This is a genomic window from bacterium, from assembly GCA_029210965.1.
Taxonomy (GTDB): domain Bacteria; phylum BMS3Abin14; class BMS3Abin14; order BMS3Abin14; family BMS3Abin14; genus JALHUC01.
In genome coordinates this window covers 1-13,676 of the sequence record JARGFZ010000055.1, presented here as the reverse complement: position 1 = coordinate 13,676, position 13,676 = coordinate 1, and the positions used below count along the sequence as shown (strand labels likewise).

At 54.5% G+C, this 13,676-nt stretch carries 10 protein-coding genes; 5 read left to right on the top strand and 5 right to left on the bottom strand.

The window, feature by feature from the left end; all coding sequences use genetic code 11:
- Positions 1–171 precede the first annotated feature (171 nt).
- The 4 genes from P1S59_13360 (at position 172) to P1S59_13345 (ending at position 4,623) form a co-directional block, all read left to right on the top strand.
- Complete coding sequence (locus tag P1S59_13360; GenBank protein MDF1527229.1) at positions 172–1,077, top strand: helix-turn-helix transcriptional regulator; 906 nt, start codon at positions 172–174, stop codon at positions 1,075–1,077.
- Between the two features lie 156 nt (positions 1,078–1,233).
- Positions 1,234–2,070, top strand: coding sequence for a substrate-binding domain-containing protein (locus P1S59_13355; GenBank protein ID MDF1527228.1), 837 nt, complete (start codon positions 1,234–1,236; stop codon positions 2,068–2,070).
- Between the two features lie 96 nt (positions 2,071–2,166).
- On the top strand, positions 2,167–2,859 hold the full coding sequence (locus P1S59_13350) for an ABC transporter permease (protein ID MDF1527227.1): 693 nt from the start codon (positions 2,167–2,169) through the stop codon (positions 2,857–2,859).
- Between the two features lie 756 nt (positions 2,860–3,615).
- Positions 3,616–4,623 (top strand): ATP-binding cassette domain-containing protein, encoded by a 1,008-nt coding sequence (locus tag P1S59_13345; GenBank protein ID MDF1527226.1) that lies wholly within the window; start codon positions 3,616–3,618, stop codon positions 4,621–4,623.
- Between the two features lie 124 nt (positions 4,624–4,747).
- Here the strand turns inward: P1S59_13345 and P1S59_13340 are convergent, their stop codons facing one another.
- The 4 genes from P1S59_13340 to P1S59_13325 form a co-directional block, all read right to left on the bottom strand.
- The gene (locus tag P1S59_13340) at positions 4,748–5,236 is read right to left on the bottom strand and encodes a CIA30 family protein (GenBank protein ID MDF1527225.1); all 489 of its coding nucleotides are present in this window, start codon (positions 5,234–5,236) and stop codon (positions 4,748–4,750) included.
- Positions 5,237–5,340: 104 nt separating this feature from the next.
- A complete protein-coding gene (gene aroF, locus P1S59_13335; GenBank protein MDF1527224.1) occupies positions 5,341–6,372 on the bottom strand; it encodes a 3-deoxy-7-phosphoheptulonate synthase in 1,032 nt (343 codons plus the stop codon).
- Between the two features lie 361 nt (positions 6,373–6,733).
- Positions 6,734–7,834: a hypothetical protein gene (locus P1S59_13330; GenBank protein ID MDF1527223.1), complete on the bottom strand. Its 1,101-nt coding sequence runs from the start codon at positions 7,832–7,834 to the stop codon at positions 6,734–6,736.
- Between the two features lie 259 nt (positions 7,835–8,093).
- Positions 8,094–9,491 carry a multiheme c-type cytochrome gene (locus P1S59_13325; protein MDF1527222.1) on the bottom strand — a complete coding sequence of 466 codons (1,398 nt, stop codon included), beginning with the start codon at positions 9,489–9,491 and terminating at the stop codon, positions 8,094–8,096.
- Positions 9,492–10,617: 1,126 nt separating this feature from the next.
- On the opposite strand from P1S59_13325, the gene P1S59_13320 reads away from it, so the two are divergent.
- Positions 10,618–11,889, top strand: coding sequence for a radical SAM protein (locus tag P1S59_13320; protein ID MDF1527221.1), 1,272 nt, complete (start codon positions 10,618–10,620; stop codon positions 11,887–11,889).
- 509 nt (positions 11,890–12,398) lie between these two features.
- Here the strand turns inward: P1S59_13320 and P1S59_13315 are convergent.
- The gene (locus P1S59_13315) at positions 12,399–13,595 is read right to left on the bottom strand and encodes an IS256 family transposase (protein MDF1527220.1); all 1,197 of its coding nucleotides are present in this window, start codon (positions 13,593–13,595) and stop codon (positions 12,399–12,401) included.
- Positions 13,596–13,676 lie beyond the last annotated feature (81 nt).

The window sequence follows — 13,676 nt, the reverse complement described above, 5'->3', positions numbered from 1 at the left end:
AAAGTTGGGAGCTATTTTAGCATCCCGTTGACAGGTGGTACCGGCCTACTTCATCCCATCTGTGGTGAAAAACATCGTTACCATGTAAGTAGGTTTTAGTAATATTAAGTAATATTATTCTTGAATCTACTCAATCAATACTTTAGAATCGCCCTTCATGGAGGAACCCCCGTGACAACCGATGAACAGTTTATGGATACCCAGCAGGTGGCACAGTACCTGGGTGTCCATGAAAAACAGGTTTACACACTTATCCACGACCGGGGCCTTCCTGCTACGAAGATCACCGGCAAATGGCTTTTCCCCGGGCACCTTGTTGACAGGTGGCTGGAATCCAGCGTTATCAACATGCCTGAAACACAACCGTTCCTTAAGGCCGCCGGCAGCCTCCTCCTCATCGCCGGCAGCGATGACCCCCTCCTTGTAAAGCTCACGGCACTATTTAATAAGAGGTTCCCCGATATACTGGTCCTGCAATCGAGGGCCGGAAGCAGGGATGGCCTTATGGCCCTTAAAAAGGGGCTGGTACATATCGCCTGCGTTCACCTGGTGGACCCCCTGGGGGGGTATGCCACAGACCACATCAGGGAATATCTCGGGGAAGATATCGCCGTTGTCACCTTCGCCGAACGGACTCAGGGGGTTCTTCTCGGTCCGGGAAACCCGCAGGCAGTCAGCCGTCTGTCCGATGCTTTCGGAAAAAACTTGAGATGGGCTGTCAGGGAAGTTGGCACAGGCACCAGGACTCTCATGGACATGGAGATGGACCGACTGGGGGTTGACCCGGAACCGTTGCTGACAAGGGGTATCCCTGTCCAAAGCCACCTTGACGCAGCCCTGGCCATCCACACCGGTCGAGGGGACGCGGGTTTCGGTATTAAAGCAGCAGCGCGCCTGACCGGCTGTGATTTTCTACCCATTCGCCAGGAACGTTTCGACCTTATTGTCAGGAAAGAAAACTTTTTTCTCCCTCAGGTCCAGGACCTGCTTGCTCTCCTCAGGGAAGAGGTGTTCGAGGAAATGGCTGACGAACTCACAGGATACGATCTGAAGGAAAGCGGGAAAATCAGAATGTAGAACGCAGAACCGAGAACGTAGAATGAGATCAAAAGCTGATTTACCACAGCGCAGCCATTTCCAGGCTGCACCACTGGGTTACACAGGGTAAATTTTGGATCCTGGATAAATCCTTTGGAATCTGGAATTTGGGATTAAACCTACAAGGAGCCGCTAATGAACCAATCAACCTTCAGAACAGTTGTCCTCATCCTCACCCTTTTGTTACCTATGTCCGTCCAGGCGGCGGACCGGCTGAAGCTGTCCTCTACAACAAGCACCGACAACACGGGATTACTGGCTTATCTTCTTCCCGTTTTCGAGAAGGAGACCGGCCTTAAGGTGGATGTCATCGCTGTGGGAACCGGCAAGGCGCTCAAGCTGGCCGAGAACGGGGATGTGGATGTGACCCTGGTGCACGCGCCTTCCGCGGAAAAGGCCTTCGTGGAAGCGGGATATGGAGTGAACCACCGTGCCGTGATGGCCAACTACTTTGTGATCGTGGGCCCTGAAAAGGACCCGGCCGGCGTAGGCGCCGCCATTAGCGCCGAGGAGGCGTTCAGGAAAATTGCCGAGAGCGGGTCCCCCTTCGTTTCCAGGGGAGACAACTCGGGCACCCATATCAAGGAACAGAGCATCTGGAAAGCGGTGCTCGGGGATGTTCCCACGGGAAAAAGCTGGTATCTCGAGTCAGGCAAAGGCATGGGGGAGACGCTGACCATCGCCGACGAAAAGCTGGGCTACTCGCTCTCTGATTCCGGGAGCTACCTGAAATATTCCGACAAGATGGACCTGAAGATGCTTTTCGTAAAGTCTTCCGACCTTCTGTACAACCCCTACGGGATCATGGCGGTGAACCCGGAAAAACAGCCCCACGTCAATTACGAGGGGGCCATGAAGCTCATCGATTTCATGGTTTCGGAGGAGGGACAAAGGCTCATCGGGGGGTTTACAGACAAGTTTGGGAATAAGCTTTTCGTTCCAATGGCGGGGAAGCCGGGTGGAGGTAAATAATGCCGATCTCCACCCGGCAGTGCGAAGGGCGCAGGACGAAGGGCGCTGATAAATCATATTCTACGTTCTGCATTCTACATTCTACATTCTGATGCTATGGACTATTTTCTCGACGCCATAACCGGAGCTTTCCAGCTGATCTTTACACTGGACAGTGAAGTCGTGACCATCACCCTGCTGTCTTTGCGGGTTGCGGTGAGCGCGACCATTATCGCGGCGATCCTCGGGGTCCCCCTCGCATACATCATTGCAACCCGGGAGTTTAAGGGCAAAGGCGTCCTTTTAACATTATTCAATACGCTCATGGCCCTTCCCACCGTTGTGGTAGGGCTTTTCTGCTATTCCCTCCTCTCCCGGAAGGGCCCCCTTGGTTTTCTGGACCTCCTTTTTACGCCTTCAGGCATTATCCTCGGTGACGTGATCCTGGCCTTCCCTCTCATTGTAGGACTCACCATAGCAGCAGTTCACTCCGTGGACTCCAGGGCGCGCCTCACCGCTGTGAGTCTCGGAGCGTCACCGCGCCAGGCATCCATCACTATTCTGGCTGAAGCCCGGTTCGGTCTCATGGCTGCCCTGTTTAACGGATTTGGACGGGTGGTAGCAGAGGTGGGTTCGGCCATAATGCTGGGAGGGAACATCCGGGGCTACACCCGGACCATAACGACAGCCATCGCCCTTGAGACCAGCAAGGGCGAGTTTGCCTTTGGTATGGCCCTCGGAATCGTCCTCCTTGCGGTGGCCCTTTCGGTGAACCTGACTTTCCGCAGGCTGCAATCAAGGATGAAATAGCTACTTACCCGAAACCTTCAAATTTAACGCAGAGGTCGCCAAGGACGCAGAGGAAACCGGCAAGTCAGGGTTAAGGCCAGTTGTTATGACGGCGATGCCTTTTACCACAGAGGTCACCCATCGACGCGCTTCGCTTGCTCAGGGCAGGCTGAGGACACTGAGAAAAGCTGTGTCTTGGGGAAACCGTCCGTCATTCCGGCATTATATAAGTCCCATTCCTTACTCTTCCTCCCCCTATGGAGGGGGACTTCGGAATAGATAGGATAGGATTTCACCCTCCCCTCAGTCCCCTCCCCTCAAGGGAGGGGAAGATTGCGGAAGCGGGTTCCTGATAGGAGGATTGAGGTGGGGGTGTTTGGAAAGATCCGGAATCCAGTGGTATTTGCCTGCCACGTTGTATTTTATAGCGACGACGGAAGCGATCCCCTAGGCGAGATTGCCGCGCCCACTGAGAGACACAGGGCTCGCAATGACATACACTTTTGTCATCGCGAGCTGATACGATGCGAAGCGATCTCAGGTTTTTGAGATTTGAGCTCTGAGATTTGAAATTCGATTTTCTAACAGGGATGAAGGGGATTAAGGGGATAAATAAACCCGAGAATCATCATTAAGGCACAGTTGCTATAAAGGGCGGCGTTGTTTTAACGCCCAGGACACCAAAAGTTCCTGGGAACAACAGCGGTGCCTATCAATGCGGCAAAAGGATTTACATAATATTTCAGCTAAAAGAGTTTGGCGGGTGACAGGAATACCATGAATCTTTTTACAATTGAAAACCTGAAGATGGAGCTGGGCGGCAGGGAGGTCCTGAACATACCCGGCCTGGAGGTTCCCGACGGGAAGATCGTTGCCCTCACCGGGCCCAACGGGTCCGGGAAGTCCAGTTTCCTGCAGATTCTCGGGGGGCTCATGCAGCCGACCAGAGGAAACATCAGATATCGGGATCAGGATCTTTTTTCACAGACCACCGCTGCTCAAGACAGGATGCGAAGGGAACTCGGGATGATCCTCCAGTCCCCCTACCTTTTTAAAACCACGGTTCTTGGCAACGTGTGCTATGGACTCACCCGCAGGGGTGTGTCCCGCAAGGAGGCGGCCCAAAAGGCAGAAGCGGCGCTGGAACTGGTGGGCCTGGGCGGCTTTGGGAAAAGACCCCACCTGGCCCTGTCCGGCGGAGAAGCCCAGAGGGTGGCTCTGGCCCGGGCGTTGGTCCTGGAACCGAGGGCCCTTCTTCTCGATGAACCGTTTGCCAACGTGGACGCTGTGAGCCGGTCTGTCATAGAGAGGGTGCTGCTCCAGGAAAACCGCAATCAGAAGACCTCCGTCATCTTTACGACCCATGACCTTGACCAGGCCTATCGAATGGCGGACACAGTGGTGACTCTTTTTGAAGGAAGGGTTCACAAAGGCTCCATGGAGAACCTTTTCCACGGCTTGGTCAGGCACACTCCGGATGGTCCGGTCTTTGACACCGGCAGTATCGTTGTGGCCGTTCACGCAGGCCACGAGAAGGCCCTCACCGCCGCGATCCCCCCGGAATCGATCCTCGTAAGTCTGACCCCGATCTCCACGAGCGCGAGAAATATCCTTCCCGGCCGCATCACAGCTGCCAGGGAACGCAACGGCACCGTGGATGTGACTGTGGACACGGGGGATATCCTTATCGCGCGCTTGACGAGGCGATCTTACGTGGAGATGGGATTGGATCTGGGGGGAAAAGTATATCTTGTCTTTAAAGCAGAGGCCGTGAAGCTGTATTGAACCGAATTTCAGATCTCAGATCCCAGATCTCAAAAATGAACCCTCCTTAAAGAACAAGATACCGGTTGGCAGTAGTTTAATGCTTGTTCGCTGTCCTTTGAGATTTAAGATCAGTGACTGAAAGTCAGAAAGCCCTGATACTCTTTATCTCCAGATGAAAAGGTCCTTCCTGCCTGTCCGAGATCAGAAGCCCGAAGGAATTAATGGTGGATCGGTCCAGGGGCGGGGCGTCAGATACTTTCTCGCCCCGGAAGGTGGGTATAAGATCCGTGAACGGGATGCGCACATTCAACCATTCACCGGCGGGAGGGTTGAAACGGGCCCGGTACACGACCGAATCGTAGTGCGAGTCGGTGGTCAGGGAGAGTTTGTAAGTCTTGCCATCGCTGAGGACCTCAAGCTGAAGGTCATCATATTCGGAGAGGTTCCATGAGCCGGGTTCGGACCTGACCGAGGCAAAGCCTCCCTGGTTCTGAAAGGACACTTCGCCGCTGAAAACGGCATAACCACCCTCAGAGTTTAACGCCCCCGAGGAAACACCTCCCATCACACTGTCGCCAATAGGATGGAACAGGTCAGCTGTTTCAGGATCTGTGAAATCGAAAAGTAACATGGCTGGTCACCTCAGATCTCAAATCTCATAACCAGGAGCATCAGGCATGCCGATCACAGGTTTTATCTCTTTGGGATATGAGATATGAGATTTGAGATTAGTTCTCAGACCTCCCTCCCCACCGCCTCGGCAACCTTTTTTAACGCTTCCATGAGAGTTTTAAAATTCTTTGGCTTTAAGGACTGTGGACCGTCACACATGGCGATCTCAGGTTCTGAGTGAACCTCTATCAGGAGTCCGTCCGCCCCGGCCGCGATGGCGGCGAGAGACAAGGAGTGGACATATTGCCAATGGCCGGCTGCGTGAGATGGATCCACAATAACCGGCAGGTGTGTACGTTCCTTCAGGACAGGAACGGCACTGATGTCCAGAGTGTTGCGGGTGGCCGTCTCAAAAGTACGGATCCCACGTTCGCACAGGATAACCCTTTCGTTGCCGGAGGCCAGAATATACTCCGCGGACATCAGGAACTCTTCGATAGTCGTCATCATCCCCCTTTTGAAAAGGATGGGTTTATCAACATCGCCCAGACGTTTTAAAAGGGCGAAGTTCTGAACGTTGCGTGCTCCCACCTGAAGCATGTCCACATAACCGGCCACCAGGTCCACATCACCCGGGTTTACCACCTCGGTGACAACCGGAAGCCCGGTCGCTTCCCTTGCCTCGGCAAGGATCTTGAGACCCTCCTCCTCCAGCCCCTGGAAGGCATAGGGAGAGGTCCTGGGTTTAAACGCCCCGCCCCTCAGAAAGGAGGCTCCCATTTTTTTAACTTCCCTGGCGATAGAGATAAGGCTTTCCCTGCTTTCCACGCTGCAGGGTCCAGCCATTACGGTGATCTTCGGACCGCCAATGGACACGCCCTCCGCCACCTTGAAAGCGGACCGCTCACCAATTTTCTGATCCTTGACCTCGATGCTAGCCAGCTTGTAAGGGCGGAGAATAGGGACAACCCGCTCCACTCCTGCCAGGGCATCCAGGTGCTGGAGCCTTGCCTTTCCTCTTTCATCCCCAATGGCCCCGATAACATTACGGGTCTCCCCGTGGATGATATGGGGCGTGTATCCAAGTTCCTCGATCCTGTCGATGACATCTTTCAGGTTCTTTTTCGAGGTACCGGGCTTCATTACGATGATCATGGGAATACTCCGTATTCAGTGAAGGGTGAAAAGTGATGACTTCGCAAAAAGTCATCAATGCGCCCCGCGCGGGGTGCCCAAATCAATGACTCACTCCGTAAGTCATTGATTTATAAGGAAAAGGAAAACGACGCTTTTCCCTTTCCGTGAAGCGAAAAGTCCCGGATTGGACTTTTTGCGACTCTATCAAAAGTGAATCGTGAAAAGTACGCGATTAACACTTATTTAAACCAAAAGAACACTAAAATGATTACCTGCTTACTCAAACTGGAACCCTCTACATCCAATATTATCGGGCCGGTGTCAACCGGCCCGATATACAGAAGTTTCTGTTCACAGTTCACATTTCACTATTCACCCTTTAAAAATGCCCCTTTTCCTTCAGGATCTTGACGATGGGGCCTGTCTTGCTGAGACTGTCAAAAATAAGTGAGGAGGACATGGTAGCCGTACTGACGGCGTCCACCTGGGGATCAAAAGCCCTGTCCTCCAGGGCAGAAAGTCCCAGGAGCTTGCGTCTCATCTGATCCACCTCTTCCTCATTCCATTCCTTGTTCCAGTATTTGGTTACCGAGATGGCATCGAAATCCACAACCACTCCTCTTGTGTTCAGCGTCAGGATAAAGTGAACCGGATGGCAGACATCACACACCGGAAGCCGGCTGATGACCCTGGAAAAGACCTTACCCCGATTACTCTCACCTATGAATACCCTGTCACCATCAGGCAGATCGACCGTGTAAAGCCCCACTGAACCGTAACCGGCTCGCTCCATGCTTTTTAAGACCCGGGCTTCAATTTCAGTTTCCGGGATGGAAGGGACAAGCTCCTTCTCCACCCAGGGGGGCAACTCCACCGGCCGAGCCCCGGCAAGCAGCTGCTCCGCGTCCCCCGTGGCGATCTCCTTTATTTCATCAACAAAACCTTGTGCCGAATCCAGTACCCCGAAATGAGAAGCCATGAGCATCAGCCCCCCCGAGGTTTTTTTCAGGATCATCGTGTATGGGGTCCCGCCAGGGTTGCCAAGGGCAGTGAGAATCCCGAATTTGGGATCAGGCACCAGGGGAAACTGGACGTCGAATTCCCGCCTGAAATCGTTGACGGTCTTCATGTTATTCCCCACCCCGATGCCAAGGAAGCGGACCTTTGTGGACAGGGTGGGATCGGAGGCCACCATCTCATAAACGCGGTTGACAAGAGGCGCTCCCTGCTGGCAGCCGAAGCAGAACCTGTTGAACAGCTCCAGGACCAGGACCTCACCCCAGACATCTTCCACATGAAACTCTCCACTGCGGCCGAGCACCTCTGCCACACCCAGGTAGGCGGCATCGGCAGAACTGATGTCAGTTTTGAAGCTGTACTGCGGAAAGAAATCTCCCGGGGAGAGGATCTTTGTGGAAGCGCCGAGGGGTACAGCCAGGATCAGGAGGAGAATGACTGTCCAGATGGTCGATTTGTTCATTGTGGGCTCCTTATATGAAATCTCATAAATGAGATTTCATATCTGTTTTTCAAATCATGGGTCGCAAAAAGTAAAAGGATCATTTCTTTGACTTTTTTCTGCGTTCTGTGTTCCGGGTTCTGCGTTCCATAATCCAGACACCAGAACCAGATCTCAAATCTCAAAAGGCTGGAAGAGCGAATATGGAATATAGGAGGTGGAATTAAAGAATGTCAGCGGTTTCCTTCCTCATTCCACCTTCCCTCTACCCTCTTCCCCGTTATTTTTTTGATACCGCCAGCATCGCCTGTGACCTGTTCATATCCACCACAGGCACCTCGATCTTACCTTCCCCGAGGAGCAGGTCAGCCAGGTGTTGGGAGAAGGACCTGTAGCGCAGCACCACATCCACCGTCAACTCTCCCTTTTTGAGATTATCAGGAAGAAGGAAGGTGAAGGTACTTGTGTCAGACCCCTTGGGGGGGATGACCCGGACCTCGGAGAAGTGGGATATTTCCCATGGCTTGTGGGTCTCATTTCCATCTTTATCCACGGCCACAGCTCTGAAAATGTTGGCCTCGGGATCGATGGCACCGTGATCGTCCAGGGCTCCTGAACGCATCAGTATATTGCCCTTCGGGTCCTTCACAGTCACATCCAGCCACATCTGCCTGACTTCGGTGAGGCTTGTAGGCAGATTGTGGCCTGCTCCTACGTTGAACACCTCCACCTTGAATTTCACCAACTGGCCTGTCACCGCTTTTTCGGGAAGGTGTATCTGGACTTCGGCCGCGCTTTTAAGGCGCCCCTCGGCTATCTGGGCATGCTTATCGGATCCCAGGAGCCTGGGAAGCGTGAAGTTGCCCCCTACGAATTCGTGGGTGTACACCGTATCCCTTTCCGGGCCCAGGGGCGATGCCTTGCCCGGGTTAACGGGTTTCTTCAGAGTTCGGGCAGCCTCAATGGCCTTTTCCAGAGGCATCATGTGGCAGTCCTGGCAAACGATCCCCTCTCTGGCATAGACGGACTGTTTCCATTCGTCGTAAGTCCTCTCGATGGGGAAGTTGGTCACAGGGTGAAAGACATGATGACAGGAACCGCAGAATTCAGCCGATGTATGGAGCTGGGAGTATTCTGTGTCGTGACCGGGGGAGTCGGAGTCCTTATAGGGCCCGCGTTTTACGTCACCTGGGTCCATGATCAGGGAACCGTTCTGGGGCTGGGAAGAGGGTGTGTCCTGCCATGTTGATTCGGCGACCGTGTGGCAGAAATCGCATTGCACGCCCTTTTCCGCTATCTCGCTGGCCCCGAAAATTCCTCTGATTGGATCCCAGCTGACCTCCTCACCAACAGTCCCTATGGGCAAGTGGCATCCGGAGCAAAGGTTTCTGATGGCGCCGTCGGTCTCGTCGTCGCCTATTTTCCACAGAGCCTGGAAAACGGGATCTATCCAGGCGTTGGAGTGCATGGAACCTTTCCACTGATTGTAGATATCCCGGTGACAGAGGCGGCATCGTTCCGGATCCTCGAACTCGCTGCTGGACACGGGGCCGCCGGTTTTCGTATTGAGAAGGGACGGAAAGAAGGGGAACTTCTCCTGATCCACCGCAAAGGACGAACCAACCATTCCCAGGAACAAAACACTGATCACAGCAAGAACGATAGCTGTCTTCCTCATGACATCCTCCATAATATTTGCTCAGACACGGTAAGTTCGAAGGGACACAAAGTGGTATTATAGCAATGTGGAGAGGGAAAAAGCCAGAGTGGGCTCGGCGCTACCGCGCCTCAGGAATTGAGTGCAGAGTGTAGAGGGCAGAGTGTAGAGGGAGAAATCAGACCAAAGGCCAAAGACCAAAGGCCAATGAAAAGACAAAGCTAGACGCGGGGGGCGTGGGAGAAATCAGAGGGGGAGAGTGGGTGAGAGGGAGGTGGGAGTAAACCCCGGACATGGCGAGGGAATAAGGACGGAGGGCAGTTTTCTCTTCGTCATTCCGGAAATCACGCGCTTTATTGGGTGATTGTCCGGAATCCAGTGGCATTGGTATAACTTGTCTTCGTCCTATGGGCTTCGCCGCGGCAAGTAAAGGCGAATGGACTCCGGGTCTCCACTTACGCTCGGCCCGGAGTGACGAGAGTAAGCGTACATGGTTCGTCATTCCGGGCCGAGTAAAACGAGGACCCGGAATCCAGTTGCATTCCAATAATAAACGATAAAAGTTTAAACGCAGAGTCCGTCACGCCTCTGGCGCGACAGGCTTCGGACGCAGCTTGTCGCGGCGAAGTTCGAAGAACGAAGACGGAAGGAGGGCTTGAATCCCGGTTGAGGCACAGTGGCTATAAAGGAGTCAGCTGTATCCATATTGTCATTGCGAGGAGCTTCGAGATAAACGAGAGCGACGCGGCAATCCCGGTTAATATAAACACGATCTCAAAGCCTTAACGCAGAGTTACGCAGAGGCGTCCTGCTGGTAGGCCGCACTTATCGCAGGGGGCCGCAGTTAAAACCGGAAAAGTTCAGGAAATTACGGTTACCATAAAGGCGATGTTTTTCACCACTGAGGACACCCATCGACGCGCTTCGCTTGCTCAGGGCAGGCTGAGGACACTGAGAAAACCTGACCTGGAGGGGATTGAGCAGTATGGGGGTAACGGCGAAACAAAGAAAAACCGCTGTCACTGTTCACCGGTCACCGTTTTTTCAAATTTCCAATCACGAATCATGAATCACTGATTTCCTGCCTCCTTCCCTATTCGTCATTTTATCCTTCCTTCATTCTTCCCTATTCCCTATTCTAGTACCCATGTCTCTTTACGATCTTCCCTTCATGGTCATGGCCGACAGTGATGGACAGGTGTTTGAACACCCTGTCCTCAGGATGGCGGGGCGTTCGGGGACTGGGCATCGCCCCCCTGAACCGGGGGAACTGATTGACTTACCTGCAGGATCAGACCTGCACGTCCTTCCTGGAAGGCATCCGGTGGGAATTGACCCCGAATCCGGCCAACTGGAAGTGGTGAGCCATTTCGAGGGTCAAAGGGTCAACGCTGTATCCTCCTTCCTGGCGCCCGCCCACACGGTTTTTCTATGGTCCGCCTTTGAGCGCACTCCGGATGCCCCCGTACTTCCTCTATTCGCCTATGCGGCACTGGGATGGGGAACGGAAGGTTTCGTCACAACGGGAGTGCGCGTGGACCCTGAGCCCCGCCAGGATCTGGACAACTTCCCACAAAATGGGGAGGAGGATATCAACGCTGACAAAATGGTACAGGATCATCCCGGGAACCGCCTCATCAAACATCTGTCCCACTGCTGTATTGTTTACCGGTGCCCGGCTGCCAGGAACTATTTCCTCGGGCGTTACGAGGCGCCTCTGCCGACCTCCACCAGATGCAACGCCGCCTGCCTTGGCTGCATCTCGCTCCAGGAGGGCACCAGTATCCCCTGTACCCAGGACCGCATTGATTTCATCCCCACCCCGGAAGAGATCGCCCAGGTGGCTTTAGGTCACATCGAGCGGGCCCAAAACCCTGTTGTCAGCTTCGGGCAGGGGTGTGAAGGGGAGCCTCTGACCAACTGGAAGACGCTCAAAGAGGCCATTAGTCTTATCCGCCGCCGGACATCCGGGGGGACCATTAACCTGAATACCAACGCCAGCATGCCCGGGGCCCTTGAAAACCTTTTTGACGCGGGCCTCGACAGCATCAGGGTAAGCCTTAACTCGGCCCGAGAAGATCTCTACACACGATACTTCCAACCGGCTAACTACTCCTTTGAGGCTGTGGTGGCGAGCATGGAGGTGGCGAGGACCAGGAGCAGGTTCGTGTCCGTGAACTACTTCGTCTTCCCCGGGGTCACCGATGAACCAGAGGAGCTTGAAGCGATCACCCGGCTTCAGGAACGAACCAGGTTCAACATGATCCAGTGGAGGAACCTCAACATCGACCCTGACCTGTACCTGGAAGCCCTTGGAGGTAAAAGATCTTCTCCCCTGGGTGTCCAGAGGGTGATGAAGCGGCTGAAAGAGATCTACCCTGCTCTGAAGTACGGGTACTTTAACCCGGCATTGAGGTAGATATTGATCTCAGATCTCAGATCTCAAAACTGTTTTCAATTCCGTCATTGCGAGCCCTGTGTCTCTCGGTGAGCGCGGCAATCTCGCTCATCGGGATCGCTTCCGTCTTCGTTATACCTGCGGCATAACTTCGCCGCGACAGGTCACACGGGTGACGGTTTCCGCCGTTGCTTCCACCGTCGCTCTTCGAGCTATGGCGGACAAGAAAGCTATGGCGGACAAGCGCGATGACATTACGACTGTCATTGCGAGGAGTCACGCCAGAGGGCCTGATCGAAGGGGACGCGGCAGTCCCAATTCATGGAGTCGCTTCGCATCACGCCAGCGGCGTGACTCGCGATGACCCGTTTTCATTCAATGAACTTCAACGTGACAAATCATCTAAAAATGATGAATAATGTCGTTTGATTCCTATTTATGGTAATTTACTACCCAGCATTACCGAGCTTTCTGACCACACATGGGTCAATGCCATTCTTAGTTGAAATTGCCGAAGCGGCCATGGTTGATCAGGCCGATTTCAGCGTTGGCTGCTTCACCAAGTTGAGGTCTGCCTGAATGGCGTAACGCAGGGCCGGCAGATGGTGGCAGCCCTTTATTCTTCGAAGTCCCGGTTCCATATCCAGCAGGGCTGCGGCTACCCACCGCTGGCGTTGGTTAGAGTTCCTCCAGCGGTCCACCTTGTCCGTGCGTGATCCCAGCAAGGAGTGCAAAGACTCGATGGTGTTGGTCGTCTTCAGGCTGGTTCCCAGCTCTTCGAATAGGCCCAACCGATGAAGGGTCAGGGTCTCCTCCAACCCTTCCTCAAGGCTGCGCGCAGCCGACTGGTTTTGCAGGGCCAGCTCCTTCTTCAGCCCAAGCAGGGCGGCTTTCGCATCTTCCCAGAGAGGCTGTTTATAGGCCCGCTGGAGTTGTCGGCGCATCGCGGGACGGCGGCTTTTCGGCAGGTAGCCGACCACGTTCTCCCGTTTGTGCCACTGGCATCGCTGCACCAGGGCGCAGCCGCCGAAAACCCGTTTTACAGCCTTCCTCAGGCCCTTGGCGCCGTCAAGCACTACCAGCAGTCCCTTTTCGCACGCCAGACCCCGATCCACCAGGCTCCGCAGGAACTCCGAGCACACCCGCTCGTTTTCAGTGGCCGTCTCAATGAACCCCAACACGACTTTTTTACCGGCAAGGGTGATCCCCAGCGCGGTCACCATCTCGGAATCCCTGCCAAACCCCTTGCCATCCATAACCAGCGCCACAAAATCATGTCCGGAGAGATCCCGCTCCATCATCTCCCTCAATTTGCGCGCGGTGGCCTTGATGAAACGGCGCGACACCGTCGAGGGCGAAAGCCCCAACGCCTCCGGCACGGCGGCGGCCGTTTCTTCATAGGAGCGGCAGGACAAACCCCGCAGGACTCGCAACATCAGCGTCCTGTCCATCTGACGAGGGGCCTGCAGGCTCCGGTAGACCGCCAGGGACACCTCTTGACCTTCCCTCCGGTCCCGCACCCGGGGAACCATCACCGGCACCTTCTGGTCCTGAAGGAACACCGAACCCCGCTGACGTCCCCAACGAACAAGCCCAGCGTCATCCTCGCCCCGTCCGTACCTGGGCCCGACCAACCGTTCCACCTCGGCCTGCAACTCCTCCTCCACGTGCATCAGGGCCAGAGGGATCAGCGCCTGAATGACCTCTACTCGGGCATCAGCCTCCATTGACAGTCACGTACCCCCGGCAAAGCCGGGGGCTTGAACTGTGAACCGCTCAAAGCGGTTATTAAAACCTCGGGCCGCCTA

What these genes read in the sequence shown, in the direction of transcription:
- P1S59_13355 (MDF1527228.1), top strand. Translation starts at nt 1,234, where the DNA reads ATGAACCAATCAACCTTCAGAACAGTTGTCCTCATCCTCACCCTTTTG.
- P1S59_13350 (MDF1527227.1), top strand. Translation starts at nt 2,167, where the DNA reads ATGGACTATTTTCTCGACGCCATAACCGGAGCTTTCCAGCTGATCTTT.
- P1S59_13345 (MDF1527226.1), top strand. Translation starts at nt 3,616, where the DNA reads ATGAATCTTTTTACAATTGAAAACCTGAAGATGGAGCTGGGCGGCAGG.
- P1S59_13340 (MDF1527225.1), bottom strand. Translation starts at nt 5,236, where the DNA reads ATGTTACTTTTCGATTTCACAGATCCTGAAACAGCTGACCTGTTCCAT.
- aroF (MDF1527224.1), bottom strand. Translation starts at nt 6,372, where the DNA reads ATGATCATCGTAATGAAGCCCGGTACCTCGAAAAAGAACCTGAAAGAT.
- P1S59_13330 (MDF1527223.1), bottom strand. Translation starts at nt 7,834, where the DNA reads ATGAACAAATCGACCATCTGGACAGTCATTCTCCTCCTGATCCTGGCT.
- P1S59_13325 (MDF1527222.1), bottom strand. Translation starts at nt 9,491, where the DNA reads ATGAGGAAGACAGCTATCGTTCTTGCTGTGATCAGTGTTTTGTTCCTG.
- P1S59_13320 (MDF1527221.1), top strand. Translation starts at nt 10,618, where the DNA reads ATGTCTCTTTACGATCTTCCCTTCATGGTCATGGCCGACAGTGATGGA.
- P1S59_13315 (MDF1527220.1), bottom strand. Translation starts at nt 13,595, where the DNA reads ATGGAGGCTGATGCCCGAGTAGAGGTCATTCAGGCGCTGATCCCTCTG.